This is a genomic window from Pseudomonas cremoris, from assembly GCF_014230465.1.
Map to the genome: position 1 here is coordinate 217021 of NZ_JAAXCY010000001.1, position 15281 is coordinate 232301.

The following is a 15281-nucleotide window of genomic DNA, read 5'->3' on the forward strand; positions in this document are numbered from 1 at the left end:
GTTTAGTAGCCCTTGGTTGAATTACGTTTAGTGCACAAGCTTCATCAATCAGACATTCCTGTCTGTGCTTGATGGCGGCTGTGCGCAGGGCACCTTCGGGTGCGCCGGCTTTGCGTAATTCCCCGGTCTACTAACCTGCGTACAGCTGCCACCCTTTCGTTTAGTAGCGAAACGGTGTCAGCCCAACTCAGGAATTGCGCTCATGTTCAAAGTCACGCCGAATCCTCCAAACCAACCAGACCTGAAGCTTAATCAGGCTGCGCATCGTGCGATTGATCGCTACCTCAATTCAGAAACCGCCCCACCGTTGCCACTCCCGAGTTTGTTCAGCGTTGCCGCTGACGTCAGCACTGAAACCCTCATCACCAACAGCTACGAAACCTTTTCCTCGGTCACCGCGTTGTTACTGGACCTGTCGGAAGATTTGACGGGGAAGCAGCGCGATGTGGCGCTGGCGATTCATCAGTTGAGTGAGTTGGGGGTGTTGTTGATGGATAGGCTGATGGAGCGGGAGGCGTAAGTAGCTCAAACCTAAGACCGTCAAGTCTATTGCCCGGCAGGTCTCTGAGTCGTCGTCGTTGCGTTGTGACGACTCAGGGGTCTGCGGGGCATGGTGCTTTCCAGTCGGGATATGTGATTACGTATATGCCGCTACGATGGGCAATAATATTTGCCCTTGTAACTGCGAGAGGCCGCTAACGGCCAGAAGTGGTCACTCACATTAGCAGCTTCCAACTCAGTTCACGGCACAGGATTATTTCTGTACAGAGTACGCCTGGGGTCGTGAGCAACCATGTCAGCCACCCTTTCTTGGAGGCCCACGGAGAAATTTCTTTTTATTCTCACACCAGCGCCGGTAGGAAAACTTTACGTTAGTGCAGGCTTGAATTTTTCTCATGGCATCAATGATACCGTTACGATCCTTTATACCAACTTGTGAAATCTTATGATAAAGAAGGCTCCAGCCAATAAGAGCATCATCCCAGTGCACAGTATCTCCTAGAATTGAAAATATGTAGGAAGGCATCTTAACTTTGGCGGATCGCCCTAATGCATGCTTTGCATGAATCGAAAGAGAGTTATCACCTGACCCACAAGCGGATATCGAAAGAGCAAGCTTTCCTTCATAACTGGAGTTTCCGAGCAGGGGCAGCAAGTTCTCTATCAGTTCATCCCATTTTACAACATCATTTCCGAATGCTACACACCCTGAATTCCCATGAGATGAAATATGTAGAAACAAAGGTAACGACGGGTATCTTTCGGCGTGACTCGAATCAGACGAGGCCAAATAATTAATTATTGATTTAAAGTCAGCTTTAGATTTGGCAAAAAACGAAATCGCTTGATGCCCCATAAGGTTACAAGTGGCCTTCAAAGCTTTTGCTTCGGATCGCCCATCGAATAGGTCAATTGGATTCGGACTTTCAATTATTACGATTCTGATTTTTGGCACAAAAACTCCAATCGGTAAGCGCTGAAAAGATCAAAATAGATTATTCCTCTCTAGACAAGCTCAGATGAACGATACAGAACAAACACTATCAGCCCCCTTGAAATTACATTGATAGAGGATGCCTCGCTACTAAAAAACAACAAGAATAAAGGTCTTGCCTAGTGGTTGAATTAAAATCCTAAATACCTCTTTTAGCCGGTAAAGGCCAACTTAACAGGAAAGTGAAAGGACGACCGTGAGCGCAGTTTACGGACGTCCTAGCGAGGAAGTCGGGCCGATTGGAACCGTGTTTGGCACTTCACATATAAGTAGCTTTGATAAGCGCGATGATTGCATCTGCTTCTGGTTCTGAAAGATAAATTTTACCTGCCCCGTGACTAAGTATTATCTCGCCCTCGTGTTTATAAAAACCTTCAGCGGGGCTGCTGTCGTAGTGTTTTACGTACTGTATCGCCGTATCTTTTGGAATCCCAACTGTCCAGCCTGCAACGATCCAGACTCCAAGAGAATCGGCGGAGACTAAAACTTTGTTTATATTTCGCTCGAATGATAGTTGGCGGCTCATAAATTTCCTTATTCGTTGCGTAGCGTTTAATTTAAGGGGTGGAAGTACTGAAACGGCAATCCTGCGAATAGAACCAACATGCGTATTGCGTGAGGGATCAATCTCTTTGCTCCCTTTTGCTGCTAGGGAGCCTTGCCGGGGCGGAGCGGAGTTGCGTCTTAAAGCCTCGATTCCCTCTAGTCGCGACTCTGCCATAACGATCAATTGTGAAAATGGTTTCTTTGATTATGTTTTTGTATCCGTTCTCTACTTTAAATTCAAAAGAAACGAAATCCGACTTAAATACCCATTGTTGAGAGCCTAGCGCCAAGAAACTGAACTTTTCACCCTCTATTTCCAAAACGTGGGAATGCAATGCGCCTGTGTTACCGCCTCGGCTTGGAGGCCGCGGGGGTTCCTTAAGGAACAAACCATACGAAGTGATTTTTTTACTTTCTACTCGCAACTTATCCATGAGTTCCCTAAATTTACGGTTAAACATCCAGCTTGCTGGCGAGCAAAGGTGCAGCTTGTGCGAGTCGAGTACGCATACCGAACAGTGTTAGCTCTGACCATTTGAGACTAACGCCGGCGAAGCCATGTATCAATCCCCGCCAGCCTTCAATATCGGATTGTTTCTGGCCGGTAGCGGGCTTTCGTAAAGGGCAGTTTTGGGGCGATAGCAGCCAGTCGTGACCAGCCGCTATCGACCCCAGCAGCCGTCACGATGACGCTTATTAAGAAGACTGATGTTTACCCCCCCCTCCCCGATTCGCACCGACTCCCCCTTTCTGTGTAACTCGCCCTCAACCCCGCTTCGACAACTTCCACCCCGGCCGCACAAAGTGGCATGTATACCCATTCGGCACCCGCTCCAAATAATCCTGATGCTCCGGCTCTGCCTCCCAAAACGGGCCCGCCGGTTCAATCTCTGTCACCACGCGCCCCGGCCATAACTTTGACGCGTCAACATCCGCCGCCGTGTCCTCGGCCACATCCCTTTGCGCTTCACTCAGGTAATAAATCGCCGAACGATAGCTAGGCCCACGGTCATTGCCCTGCCGATTGGGTGTGCTCGGGTCGTGGATCTGGAAAAAGAATTCAAGTATCTGCCGGTAGGTCATCACCGCCGGGTCAAACACGATCTCAATCGCTTCAGCATGGTTACCGTGGTTGCGATAGGTGGCGTTCGGGACATCGCCGCCGGTGTAGCCGACGCGTGTGTGCAGCACGCCGGGGTAGCGTCGCAACAGGTCCTGCATGCCCCAGAAGCATCCGCCGGCAAGGATGGCGGTTTCAGTTGGGTTGGTCATGGTTTGTCTTTCCACTTAATGGATGAGTCGCGCGGGCCTGCGACGTGTCCTTACCTAATTCGATTAGGTACCCAGATCCAGTAAGTAGCATAAAAACCCAGCTCGATACGAGTGCTGTTGACCGGCGCCTCATTCAAGGATTTTCTCCTCTGCGCGCGCTCCCACATCTACGATCGGTAAAAAGCCCTACAATCGCGCTCCCATACCTCACGGAGCGCAGCCATGCCGCGCCTGTTTCCCTTGCTGCTACTGCTTTTGCCCGCCTTGGCACACGCCTTCCCCGCGCTTGAAAACACCACGCTCTACACCGAAAAGACCAGAGACTGCCGCGACGTCGACCTCTCCACCTGGCAACACCCTACCCGTGCCCTGCTGGAGAAAAACGACTTCAAGCTGGAGCGCATCCAGCTATGCAATGACGGGCACTTTCCGATATTTCAGGTACAGGCGCCCTACGATCCGCGCGGTGACACCAAGGATTTTTTCCTGCCTCTGTATGAGCATATGCGCAAGGCCAACGGCAAGTGGCCCTACGCATTGGTGGACAGCAGTGATGGGGTGGTGGTGTATGTCAGCTATCCGCAGGAGGATGGGATCTCCTTGAGGTATGAGGACTATGCGGTGCCGTAGGGAGTTGTATATCCCACTATCAGGGCTTGTAGTTCTTCATCAGCTTGAAGAGATGGCCGGGCCAGATCCAGCGCGTTGCGGGCTGGTCGGGGGTTTCGCGAAGCGCATCCAGGAAAGTTCGCTTGGACGTGCTGGGGGCAGGCGTCAGCAGCGACGGGGCCTCGGTAGGAGCGGTTGGCTTGCTCAACCGGCCGGTGAGTTTGTCCAGCGTGTAGCCCTCTGACTTGCCGAGTTCGGTGAGGGTCCACACGCCGTCGACCTTACCCGCAAGCACCTTGGACGGAGGGAGCCTTATATGCTTGTACGTGGTTTGAACAATATGGTCCTCGTACCTGACCTTTTTGTATGTAGCGAACTCACTGCCGAGTGGGGGTTGATTCGCGCCTTCATCGGAGAATTTTTTTACCATCCGCTCCAGGAAGGGTATGCCGCCAACATTGGAGAACGCTCTGTGATCCGAACTCAGGATATATCGCAAAAAGTCTTGGTCGATACGGGTACTGGCGAGCGCTGATCCGTTCAGGATGCCTGCGGCAATGACGGTGTCCGCTGGCTTGACATCATATGTCACTCGATACCCCTCCGCGTTATAGCCATTATTACCACTGAGCTGGCGACCGTCGCTGTAATAGCGAAAGGTGCTGAGTGACATAACCAATTGATCAACGTAGTGAAGGTCTGCACCTTCCGCTTGTGCATAAGCGTACATATCCGCGATCAGGGCACGATCATCACTGCTGAGGAATTCGTTGCGATTTTGAGTGATGTTGTGAAACGTCGCAGGTGCAAGGGCAACCGGCGGTTCACTATTGCCAAACAAGCGCGAAATCATAATGTCACGGCCATTAATGGAAAGCGGCTTCGGACTCGAATCGTCCAGTAGCTCCGCGGGTTGCATCGTTTCCCAAGCCGCACGTCGCTCGTTGATGGTAAAGGAGCCTCCTTCGTCATGAGCGATTAGATGGAGTTGATCACGCGAGAGATTTTTGAAAGGGTTACTGTCAGAGCCGTTGACGAATCCGGTCGCTTGCCGAGCACGTACTAGAAGTTCCGGGTTTTGGGTAGTTGGAATTTCTATGTCGTGCTGCGATTTGCTAGCGAAATAGTTGTCGCCTGTAATCGGGTCAAGCAGATCTGCACTCTTCCCTCCTGCGCGAGTTTCAGCCCGCGTGGCCGCCTCACTCAATTGACGGGACAGGATCGACACGGTGGTGGTACCGCTATTACTTGCAGAGGTGGACGTACCCCTCTCACGCTCATCTGCCAGGAAAGCGGGCAAGGTAACAACGCTGTTGGCGTCGACTACCACGGGCCTGCTAGACGACGATATATAATGCGCGATAGTGATCATGAGTATTCACCTTGCATAACTGCATGTAAATTTCCACGCAGAGCTCTTCTGCTCGCGAGCCTTATACACCCTGTTAGTACCTATATCTGAATGTCACGGAGTCGACGCCCGCAGGACGCGCGTAGGGTGGCGTACCGCCTAACACACTATGATTGATGGTAACTTTTGAGCCATGACCGAAAGATTGGTTATTGAAAACCGTCAGGACTCCCGAAGAGTTCGGGTAGATCTCCTCGCAATTTTTTTGTGAGCTGAAAGGCTGGTAGTAACACAGTTCCACCTTTTCATTGAGTGTCTGAGGGTAATAGGTTGTGCTCCATCGAATGTCTAGCAACTGCTTTGGATCGTTGAGTGTTCCCGCAGGAATATCAGGATACAGGACATTGAAATTTGCAAACCCGACACCAGGATGGGTAGCAGAGTTAGATAGCACAAGTACGGGACCGGGCGCCTCTGCCTTAGTAATAGAATACTCCGCCGCCAAAGCGACACCCTGTGTACACATCATCAAAACACCAAACAAGGCAAACAAAGACCGGCTTGCCATTGTGCTGCCAGAACACTCAATTACGTCTTTCATAATCATCACCTAAAAGTAGGAAGCCAACATTCAAGTTTCAAATCAATCCAGCTGTAAGATTCACACCACCACCATCGCACGATTGATTAACCAAACAAACCCACCCACTTCCTAAAATCATGAAAGACAACTCCGTCAGACTTAGAAGTAAGAACAAGTAAGTAACTTCCTAGTCCCCCCGCCCCTCTACCCAAAACGGCGATTTCCGGGCATGCTGCGCCACCTCACTTCAAGGACGATAAAAACAATGAGAGCCGCCTTCGCCGCCCTGTTCCTGACGTTCCTCGCCGCACCAGCCTTCGCCGACGACACCCCCGTTGGCTTCCAAAACACCACCATTGCCGACCCGCAGAACAAGCGCCCACTGGAGCTGGTCGTCTGGTACCCCGCCACTACCACCGCCAAACCCGAGTTGATCGCCGACAACGCCGTCTTCATCGGTGCCCTCGGCGTGCCCGACGCGCCACCGGCTGCCGGTGAGCATCCGTTGGTCGTGCTTTCTCACGGCTACGGCGGTAATTGGGGCAAACAGGTGTGGCTGGCCAGTTCCTTGGCGCATCAGGGTTATATCGTGGCGGCGGTCAACCACCCCGGCACTACCACCAAAGACCGCAGCCCGCTGGCTGCCGCACAGTTATGGCAACGCCCCGCCGACCTGAGCCGTGCCATCGACGCGGTGCTGGCCAAGCCGGAGCAATTTGGCGTGGTAGCGAAAAACCGGATTGCCGCAATCGGCCACTCCCTCGGTGGCTGGACCGTGCTGGAAATCGGCGGTGCGCGCTTCGACCCCGAGCTGTTCAGCCGCGACTGCAACGCGCACCCAAAGTTGGGCGGTTGCATTGGCTACCACGAGATGAACCCAGCCAGTACGCCTGCCGGTAAAGCCAAGCTCGCCGCTGATTTGAGCGACAAGCGCGTCACCGCCATTGTCTCCCTGGACCTGGGCCTGTCACGCGGCTTCACCAACGCGAGCCTGGCCGCACTGCCGGTTCCAGCGCTGGTGATCGCAGGCGGTGTGCCGACGGACGATATGGACCCTAATCTGGAGTCCGCACACATGGTCAAGCGCATGCCCAAGACAGCGACCCAATATGTAGAGATCGGCGATGCGACCCACTTCAGCTTTATGTCGATTTGCAAGCCTGGGGCGGTGGCGTTGATTGAAGAAAGCTCGCCGGGCGACGGCATGATTTGCCGGGATGGTGAGGGTGCGCGACCACGGGCGGTGATTCAGCAGCAGATTATTGAGTTGATCAGCGGTTTTCTAAGTAGGGCAACGCCGAAGTAAAAGAAAAGCCTACCCAAGACAAATCGCATCAAATACGATGCACAAATAGAAAAATCAAAGAAAACGTACTGTATAGGATGCAATTGATATGGATGACTTAGGTCTCCTGATCAAAAACCTGCGTAAGGCGGCTGGCCTTTCACAAAGCCAGCTCGCGCTTAGGCATGGTATGAGCCGCGCAACTATCTCGGGGATCGAGAACAACACTATCCCTGAGGTGGGGATCCGTAAGGTGGCCGCAATCCTAGAGGGGCTGGGATACGAATTGACCGCGACGCCTAAGCGTCGACGTAGAACGCTCGATGAACTGAAAACAGAAAGCGTCCATGACTAGAGAACGCGACCGGCTGTACATCGGCGCCAGCGGCGTATCAGCCGGGATACTTGGGCGCAGCGAAGAAAACCAGCGAGACTCGGTGTTTGCGTATAACCCAGCGGTCGCCGAAAAGGACGCGGTGTCTTTGACTATGCCCGTGCGACTGAAGAGTTATACCTGGGCGTATGGCGTCCATCCGTTGTTTGAGATGCACCTCCCCGAAGGGCACCTGAAAGCGGAGCTCGTGCGCCGTTTCAGCAAGTCCGTGCGCGGCTTTGACGATTTCGCTTTACTGAGTATCGTCGGCCCGCACCAATTAGGTCGCATCAGCGTCACCCACACCACCGCGAATGAATCGTTACCTGAAATAAAGCTCTCTGATGTGCTGGTGTATGACGGAGCGAAAGATCTCTTCGACGATCTGATGAACACTTATGCAGCCTACTCAGGTGTCTCGGGCGTTCAACCGAAGGTACTGGTGCGCGATATTGGCGATACGGATTCCGACGTTGCGCGCCTCACCCATCGTGGCGCCACGCACTTGGTGAAAGCCTTTAATGATTCAGACTTCGCGCAACTCGCAGCCAATGAATTTTTCTGCATGCGCGCAGCCTTTCATACCGGTCTTGAAGTACCTGAATGCCAGCTAAGCGAACACGGTCGGTTTCTGGTGGTAAAACGGTTCGACATCGGTGACAACGCGTACCTTGGGTTTGAGGATATGTGCGTGCTGTCCGGATGGGGAACAGATAAGAAGTACGACGGCAGCTACCAGGGCTGCGCGAAGCTCATCAAGACCTACGTCTCCCCTTCCCGGTTGACCAAGGCACTGGAAGACTTCTTCATGATGGTGGCGCTCTCGGCGGCGCTCCAGAATGGTGATGGGCATTTGAAGAACTTCGGGTTGCTCTATGAGGACTGTGCCGAAGATGCCGATATTCGACTTGCGCCAGCTTATGACCTCGTGACGACCACGGTGTATCAGGTGAACGACATTATGGGCCTGTTGCTCGGCGGCTCGAAAGCTTGGCCAAAGCGCAAGATGCTGGTCCAGTTTGGGCGCAGCGCGTGCAATTTGTCAGAGGCCCGTTGCAACGAACTACTCGCCAACGTACACCGCGGCATGAATCGCGCGATGGCAGAGCTATCGGACTATAGAGACGCCCACCCAGCGTTTGAGGCGGTAGGCGAAAAGATGGCTGCTGCTTGGGCCACCGGGCTAGCGAGAAGTATTGAGCCGAAGTGAACGTGCCTGTTTGAACGCGCGAGGCCAGCGGTGGTTTTGCAACGCAGATCCAACGGCTACTTGGAGTGATCATGCATAACCCCAAAGACGCCGCCTTCGCCTACCAAGCGGTCTACCGCTACCTCGTCGAATTGATCGAGGCCAGCCCCGTGCAAGGCGACCACAAATTACCTTCCCTGCGCCAGCTGGCGCAGCGCCTGGGCGTGTCGGTGTCGACCACCAAATATGCCTACTCGCTGCTTGAGGATGAAGGACGGATCTACGCCAGGCCCAAGCTCGGTTACTTCACCCGTTTGATGTCGACGTCGTTATCGACTGATCGCTCAGCAGACCTGCTCGACCAAGTCTTCGCCAACGCTCGCCAACCCGGCATGCTGGCGCTGGGCAGCGATGCACCGGCGGTGCTGTTGTCGTTGGAAAACCCGTTGTTGCTGATGGAACGCGAACTGGCCCGCCATTACCCACGCGCCCTGACCCCGCATTATCTGCCGTTCGGCGAACCCGAATTGCGTACCGCGCTGGCCGAGCGCTACACCCGGTCTACGGACAATTATTGGCAGGCCGATGACGTGTATATCGGTGCCGACTTGCACAGTGTACTGGGCCTTTCGCTTCGCGCGCTGGAGCTGGTGGATACGGTCGCGTTGGTGGAGTCACCGTGCTCCTGGGCGATCCTGCGTCAGTTGCAGGCGGCCAACATCCGCGTGATTGAAATGCCGCTGGACGCCCACGGGCGTTTCGACTTGGACGCGCTACAGGGCATGCTTACCCGTGAGCCCATCCGCCTGGCGGTGCTGTCATCGACGGTGAACATTCCCCACGGCAGTCTGATGCCGGCGCAGGACAAGCAGCAGATCTGCCGCTGGCTGGCGCAGCGAGCTATCTGGCTATTCGAAAACGACACGTACGGTGAACTGTATTTCCCTCCAGAACCGGCCCGTTACCGCGACTTCGCCGACCCGCAGAAGCTGGTGGTGTTTTCGACCTTCGACAAGGTAATCGGCTCGGAGGCGCCCTATGGTTATGTGCTCTGCCGAGGACAGGGCCAAGCCATGCAGCGCCAGTTCCTGGAGCGAGCATTTCGCCTCTCGCCGATTCGTCAGAAAGCCATCGCCAAGCTGTTCACTTCCAAGCGAATCGACGCCCATCTGCACAAGCTGCGAGGCTTGCTGCACGACGCCATGACCCGCATGAACCGCCTGTTGGCCGAACACTGCGCCGGCCAGTTCCACGTCATCATCCCGCAAGGCGGCGCCTGCTTCTGGCTGCAGGCCGCGCACCCGGTGGACATGCACCAAGCGCTTGAAGCGTTGCTGGCCCAGCGTATCGTGATCGTCCCCGGCGAACTCTTCAGCCAGCAAGGGGCCTGGAAACAGCATATGCGCCTGAGCTACACCCTCGATTGGAGCAAGGACATTGCCCAAGCGCTGCAACTCATGGCCGAGGCGTTCCGTCAGAGCCCGTAGCAATGCTTCGCTTCAGGGAAACGGCCATGGCGCACGTCTTCGGCAAAGCGCTCGCACGCATCGCGGATCACCGCGCCGACGTCGGCGTATTGCTTGACGAAGCGCGGCACATGGTCGCCGCCCAGGCCTAGTACGTCCTCGGTGACCAGCACCTGGCCGTCGCAGGCGGGTGACGCTCCGATGCCGATGGTCGGCATTTTCGAATCCAGGGTGATCTGCCGGGCCACGCCCTCAGCCACGCCTTCTAACACCAGGCTGAAAGCGCCCGCCTCCACACACGCACGTGCGTCCTCGGCAATCAGTGCACCGGTCTCAGGCGTGAGGCCCTGGGCCTTGAACCCGCCCATCACATTGACGAACTGCGGCATCAGCCCCACGTGGGCCATCACCGGAATTCCCCGCGAGACCAGAAACTCCACGGTGCCGGCCAATGCCGTGTTGGTCTCGAGTTTCACCGCGTCGCAACCGGTGCGCGCCAGTACCTGGGCGCAGTTGCGAAAGGCCTGTTCGTTGGATTCCTGATAGCTGCCAAATGGCATGTCGGCGATGACGCAAGCCAGGCGTGTGCTGTCGACCACCGCACGGGTGTGGCCGATGATTTCTTCGAGCTGCATGCTCAAGGTCGAAGCTCGGCCGTAGCCGACCATGGCCGTTGAGTCGCCTATCAGAATGAAGTCGACCAGTGGATCGATCAGCTTGGCGATCGCGCTGGAATACGCCGTCAACGAGACGATTTTCTGCTGGCCTTTCATCGCGACCAGTTGGGGAACAGTCAGGCGTTTGGTACGAGTATGGATGCTCATCAGTGTCTTCCGTTATGCGCTGGAGGACCCGATTATTGGTGAAACGAATGCGCATTCAATGCACAGATCCTTGCTAAAAAGCGACCCAGGCAACAGCGGCAGTTTCTCAAGCTGGTATCATCGCGGCCTTCACAACCCCGGTAAAACGACATGAACCGCCAAAAGAAACTGCAGCAGCTCTTCAAGGCCAAAGCCAAAAAGGCCAGCGCCAAATTGGCGCCCAAATCCAAGGATCGGTACATCAGCAAAGCGGACCGGTTGAAACTCGAAGCTGAGGCCTCTGAAACCCCGGTACCGCCTGCCGAGAGCTGAGGCGTATTCAGCAGCCGGTCAAACCGACCTGCCGCCGCTCCCCCTCAAAGAACAACGGCCGCAACCGCACACCCACGCTATTGCCGATAAACGCCGCCACCAGCCACACCCAGCCATGCAGGCTGCCCGAGGCGATGCCGCTGAAGTACGCGCCGATGTTGCAGCCGTACGCCAGGCGCGAGCCGTAGCCGAGTAGGAGGCCGCCGATCACCGCCGCCACCAGCGAGCGCGCGGGGATTTTCAGGCTGGGGGCAAAGCGCCCGGCCAGGCCTGCGGCCAACAGCGCGCCAAGGACGATGCCAATGTCCATGACGCTGGTGATGTCTTCCCACACCGGCGCAGCCAGGGCCTTGGCGTTGCCCGGCATCTGCCAGAACGCCCAACTGGCCACGTCCACACCCAAACCGCTTGCTACCTTGGCGCCCCACAGCGCAAACGCCGAGGTGATGCCCCATGGGCGACCGGCCAATGCCAGCGTGGCGTAGTTGAGCAAGGCCAGGCCAATCGCGCCCCACAGCAGCGGCCAAGGCCCGCGCAGGAAGCGGCGCAAGCCGGTGTGTTCGCTGGTCACGCCTTCTTCAAGTTGGCCGTGGCGGCCTTTTTCCAGGCGCACCGTCACCCAAGCGATCAACGCGAATACTGTCAGGCTCAAGCCCATGGCGGGTGCCACGCCGAAGCTCTTGACGATGGACACTGCCGGGAACGACGGCAGCGCAAACCACCAATCCACGTGGTGTGTGGCGATCAACGAACCGCAGATGAAAAAGAACAGCGTCACCAGCATGCGCGCATTACCGCCGCCCACGGTGAACAGCGTGCCCGACGCACAGCCGCCACCCAGCTGCATGCCGATGCCGAAGATAAATGCCCCGAACACCACCGACACCCCGGCCGGCGCCACCAGCCCGACCACCGGTTGCCCAAACAAGCTGCCCGCCCCCAGTGCCGGGAAAAACAACAGCACCGCCAGCGCCAGCATCACCATCTGCGCACGCAAACCTGCGCCACGACGCTCATTGATGAACACACGCCAGGCCGACGTAAAACCGAAGGCCGCGTGGTAGAGGGTCAAGCCCAGTGCAGCACCGACCACCAGCAACAACACCTGGGAGGAACCGACGCTGTTCTGCAGAAACAAGGCGCCAAGCACCAGAATGATAAAGGCCACCAGCGGCGCAATGGGCTTGCGCGCGGGGGCGAGAGGAAGAGAGGTACTCATGGGGGTATCCCGGTTCGTTTGAATGTGGAGGATTGCGAGGGGGGCGAGTATAAACCCAGGGGCGGCTTATCTAAGGAGTATTCATGCGTTTGCTCGGCACCTTCCGCTCCCTGCGCAGCACCAACTACCGTATCTGGGCCGCCGGGGCGCTGGTGTCCAACATTGGCACCTGGATGCAACGCACCGCTCAGGACTGGCTGGTGCTCACCCAACTCACCCCGCACAACGCTGCGGCGGTCGGTATTGTCATGTCGTTGCAGTTCGGGCCGCAGCTGCTGTTACTGCCCTGGACCGGTTTTGCCGCCGATCACTACGACCAACGCAAATTGCTGATCGCGACCCAGGCGACGATGGGCGTGCTGGCGCTGACCCTGGGTGTGCTCACCGTCACCGGCATCGTGCAGCTGTGGCAGGTGTATGTGTTTGCGTTTTTGTCCGGCTGCGCCTCGGCGTTCGATGCGCCGGTCCGGCAGATTTTCGTCGCGGAACTGGTGGGCGAGAAGGACTTGTCCAACGCCATCGCGCTCAACTCCACCTCGTTCAATATGGCGCGCATGATCGGCCCGGCGGTGGCGGGCCTGACCATCGCATCGCTGGGCACCGGCTGGGCGTTCTTGCTGAATGGCAGCAGCTTTTTTGCGGTGCTGGCCTCGTTGTTTTTCCTGCGGGTATCTGGCCAACACGCCAAGGTGCGCGCCTTGCGCACTAAAGGCAGCCTGACTGAGGGATTGCGTTACGTGTGGGCGCGGCCGGATTTGAAGGCGATTCTGCTGATGCTGTTTCTGATCGGCACCTTCGGCATGAACTTCCCGATTTTCATCTCGACCATGGCCGTCACCGTGTTCCACACCGACGCCCGTGGCTATGGCCTGCTGACCTCGACCCTGGCCATCGGCACCATCGTCGGTGCCCTGCTGGCCGCCGGGCGCGAGCGGCCGCAGTTCAAGTCGCTGCTCAACGGCGCCGCCATCTTCGGCGTCGGCTGCACCTTGGCCGCCCTGGCGCCGAACTACGGGTTGTTCGCGGTCGCGCTGGTGATCATCGGCGTGGGCGCCATGACCTTCAGCAACACCACCAACAGCCTGATGCAACTCAGCACCGAGCCCGCCATGCGCGGTCGGGTGATTGCCCTGCGCGTCGGCGTGGCCTTGGGGGGCACGCCCATCGGTGCGCCCATCGTCGGCTGGGTTGCCGACCACCTGGGTCCGCGCTGGGCGCTGGCGGTCGGCGCAGTGGCGGGCATCCTCGCTGTAGGCGTGGCGCTCTATACCCTCAGACGCCAATTGGATCAGCCAGAAAAGCCCCCCTTGTTATAGGGGGGTGGGGTATGCAATGATCCGCCCCACTATAGGTAGGGGGGGTATACACATGGGTCACGTAGCCGCAAACAAAGACAATCTGATCAAGCGCGTCAAACGCATCGCCGGACAGATCCAGGCCCTCGAACGCGAACTGGAAGCCGACGCCGACTGCGCCAAGACCCTGCACCTGGTGGCCGCCACGCGCGGCGCCATCAACGGTTTGATGGAAGAAATCATCGAAGACCATGCCAGGGCTCACGTGGCCGACCCGTCCCTCAACGCCGAGCAACGTAGCCAAGGTGTTGAAGAACTGCTGGAAGCCATCCGCAGGTACTCCAAATGATCGCCCTGAACAGCCACACACACGAACACGTGTTTCTCGGCGCCGCCCACGAAGAGAATGCCAAGCGCACCCTCTGGGTGGTGATGCTCACCGTGGTCATGATGGTCGCGGAGATTGTCACCGGGGCCCTCACCGGTTCCATGGCCCTGCTCGCCGACGGTTTTCACATGGGCACCCATGTGGTGGCCCTGGGCATTGCCGCGGCGGCATACGCCTATGCCAAACGCCATGCAAACAACCCGCGCTACAGTTTCGGCACCGGCAAGGTGGGTGATTTGGGCGGCTTCGCCTCGGCGCTGATCCTGGCGCTGGTGTCCTTGGGCATTGGTGTCGAGTCGGTGATGCGCCTGCTCACTCCTACCGACGTGCAGTTCGGCACAGCCACATTGATCGCGGCGGTTGGCCTGGGGGTGAACGTTGTCAGCGCGCTACTGCTCGGCCAGGGTCAAGGCCATGATCACGACCACGGCCATGCCCATCACGGCCACGACAACAATTTCAAGTCTGCCTACGTTCATGTCATCGCCGATGCCTTGACCTCAGTGCTGGCCATCGCTGCATTGCTGGCAGGACGTTACTTGGGTTGGGTGTGGTTGGACCCCGTGATGGGCATCGTCGGCGCCATTGTGATCGCGCGCTGGGCCTGGACGCTGATGGGCACCACCGCCGGCGTGCTGCTGGACCAGACCGACGCACACGTCGCCGAAGAGATCCGAGAGTTGGTGGAGCAGCCCGGTGATGCAACGATCACCGACTTGCACGTCTGGCGCGTAGGACCCGATGCGCATGCAGCCATTGTGAGCGTGATCGGTGGCGCTACGACGGACGCCGAGCTCATTCGCGAACGTCTCAAGCCCGTCCATGAAGTGAGCCACCTCACCGTCGAGTTCCGTGCGGCGTAACAGCCGCTTACTCCCTATCCAGGTGAACCCTTGGCCAAAGACATCGAAAACCCGTGCATTTCCATCTGCCAGCTCAGCGGCGACCTCTGCGTGAGTTGCGGGCGCAGCAAGGACGACATCCGCAAATGGAAGCGCATGAAGCGCCCCGAGAAGATGGCCGCCGTGCAACGCGCCACGCAGCGATTAAAGGCGTTGAAAAAGACCAAGTAGC

General features: G+C 57.1%; 18 protein-coding genes. 11 read left to right on the plus strand and 7 right to left on the minus strand.

What is annotated here, in order from left to right; genetic code table 11:
* The first annotated feature begins 202 nt into the window (after positions 1-202).
* Positions 203-520: a DUF6124 family protein gene (locus HF257_RS01020; protein ID WP_185703980.1), complete on the plus strand. Its 318-nt coding sequence runs from the start codon at positions 203-205 to the stop codon at positions 518-520.
* A gap of 276 nt (positions 521-796) precedes the next feature.
* Here HF257_RS01020 and HF257_RS01025 read toward each other — a convergent pair whose 3' ends face one another.
* The 3 genes from HF257_RS01025 to msrA all read right to left on the minus strand — a co-directional run bounded on the left by HF257_RS01025 (position 797) and on the right by msrA (position 3313).
* Positions 797-1456, minus strand: coding sequence for a hypothetical protein (locus HF257_RS01025; protein ID WP_185703978.1), 660 nt, complete (start codon positions 1454-1456; stop codon positions 797-799).
* A gap of 298 nt (positions 1457-1754) precedes the next feature.
* A complete protein-coding gene (locus HF257_RS01030) occupies positions 1755-2021 on the minus strand; it encodes a hypothetical protein (protein WP_185703976.1) in 267 nt (88 codons plus the stop codon).
* Between the two features lie 785 nt (positions 2022-2806).
* Positions 2807-3313, minus strand: a complete 507-nt coding sequence (msrA, locus tag HF257_RS01035; protein WP_185703974.1) for a peptide-methionine (S)-S-oxide reductase MsrA — start codon at positions 3311-3313, stop codon at positions 2807-2809.
* Positions 3314-3535: 222 nt separating this feature from the next.
* On the opposite strand from msrA, the gene HF257_RS01040 reads away from it, so the two are divergent.
* Positions 3536-3943, plus strand: coding sequence for a hypothetical protein (locus tag HF257_RS01040; protein WP_185703972.1), 408 nt, complete (start codon positions 3536-3538; stop codon positions 3941-3943).
* Between the two features lie 19 nt (positions 3944-3962).
* On the opposite strand, the gene HF257_RS01045 is transcribed toward HF257_RS01040, so the two are convergent.
* Positions 3963-5294 carry a hypothetical protein gene (locus HF257_RS01045; RefSeq protein WP_185703970.1) on the minus strand — a complete coding sequence of 444 codons (1332 nt, stop codon included), beginning with the start codon at positions 5292-5294 and terminating at the stop codon, positions 3963-3965.
* Positions 5295-5367: 73 nt separating this feature from the next.
* The gene (locus HF257_RS01050; RefSeq protein ID WP_185703968.1) at positions 5368-5874 is read right to left on the minus strand and encodes a hypothetical protein; all 507 of its coding nucleotides are present in this window, start codon (positions 5872-5874) and stop codon (positions 5368-5370) included.
* Positions 5875-6121: 247 nt separating this feature from the next.
* On the opposite strand from HF257_RS01050, the gene HF257_RS01055 reads away from it, so the two are divergent.
* The 4 genes from HF257_RS01055 to HF257_RS01070 all read left to right on the plus strand — a co-directional run bounded on the left by HF257_RS01055 (position 6122) and on the right by HF257_RS01070 (position 10190).
* Complete coding sequence (locus tag HF257_RS01055) at positions 6122-7162, plus strand: alpha/beta hydrolase family protein (protein WP_185703966.1); 1041 nt, start codon at positions 6122-6124, stop codon at positions 7160-7162.
* 88 nt (positions 7163-7250) lie between these two features.
* The gene (locus HF257_RS01060) at positions 7251-7496 is read left to right on the plus strand and encodes a helix-turn-helix domain-containing protein (RefSeq protein ID WP_185703964.1); all 246 of its coding nucleotides are present in this window, start codon (positions 7251-7253) and stop codon (positions 7494-7496) included.
* Positions 7489-8724, plus strand: coding sequence for a type II toxin-antitoxin system HipA family toxin (locus tag HF257_RS01065; RefSeq protein WP_185703962.1), 1236 nt, complete (start codon positions 7489-7491; stop codon positions 8722-8724). Before HF257_RS01060 ends, HF257_RS01065 begins: the two co-directional genes overlap by 8 nt.
* Before the next feature lie 71 nt (positions 8725-8795).
* The gene (locus HF257_RS01070) at positions 8796-10190 is read left to right on the plus strand and encodes an aminotransferase-like domain-containing protein (protein ID WP_185703960.1); all 1395 of its coding nucleotides are present in this window, start codon (positions 8796-8798) and stop codon (positions 10188-10190) included.
* On the opposite strand, the gene panB is transcribed toward HF257_RS01070, so the two are convergent.
* Positions 10178-10993, minus strand: a complete 816-nt coding sequence (panB, locus tag HF257_RS01075) for a 3-methyl-2-oxobutanoate hydroxymethyltransferase (protein ID WP_185703958.1) — start codon at positions 10991-10993, stop codon at positions 10178-10180. The genes HF257_RS01070 and panB overlap by 13 nt on opposite strands.
* Before the next feature lie 150 nt (positions 10994-11143).
* Here panB and HF257_RS01080 point away from each other — a divergent pair, with 150 nt between their 5' ends.
* Entirely contained in the window at positions 11144-11305 is a 162-nt protein-coding gene (locus HF257_RS01080) for a DUF2986 domain-containing protein (protein ID WP_185703956.1), read from the plus strand.
* A gap of 7 nt (positions 11306-11312) precedes the next feature.
* Here HF257_RS01080 and HF257_RS01085 read toward each other — a convergent pair whose 3' ends face one another.
* Positions 11313-12524 (minus strand): YeeE/YedE family protein, encoded by a 1212-nt coding sequence (locus HF257_RS01085; protein WP_185703954.1) that lies wholly within the window; start codon positions 12522-12524, stop codon positions 11313-11315.
* Between the two features lie 83 nt (positions 12525-12607).
* Between HF257_RS01085 and HF257_RS01090 the strand changes: the two genes are divergently transcribed.
* The 4 genes from HF257_RS01090 to HF257_RS01105 are packed head-to-tail and all read left to right on the plus strand — an operon-like array spanning position 12608 to position 15280.
* Positions 12608-13840, plus strand: coding sequence for an MFS transporter (locus HF257_RS01090; protein WP_185703951.1), 1233 nt, complete (start codon positions 12608-12610; stop codon positions 13838-13840).
* 52 nt (positions 13841-13892) lie between these two features.
* The gene (locus HF257_RS01095; RefSeq protein ID WP_185703948.1) at positions 13893-14168 is read left to right on the plus strand and encodes a metal/formaldehyde-sensitive transcriptional repressor; all 276 of its coding nucleotides are present in this window, start codon (positions 13893-13895) and stop codon (positions 14166-14168) included.
* Positions 14165-15070 (plus strand): CDF family Co(II)/Ni(II) efflux transporter DmeF, encoded by a 906-nt coding sequence (dmeF, locus tag HF257_RS01100; protein WP_185703946.1) that lies wholly within the window; start codon positions 14165-14167, stop codon positions 15068-15070. Before HF257_RS01095 ends, dmeF begins: the two co-directional genes overlap by 4 nt.
* A 30-nt stretch (positions 15071-15100) precedes the next feature.
* A complete protein-coding gene (locus HF257_RS01105) occupies positions 15101-15280 on the plus strand; it encodes a DUF1289 domain-containing protein (protein WP_185703944.1) in 180 nt (59 codons plus the stop codon).
* Position 15281: the final 1 nt, after the last annotated feature.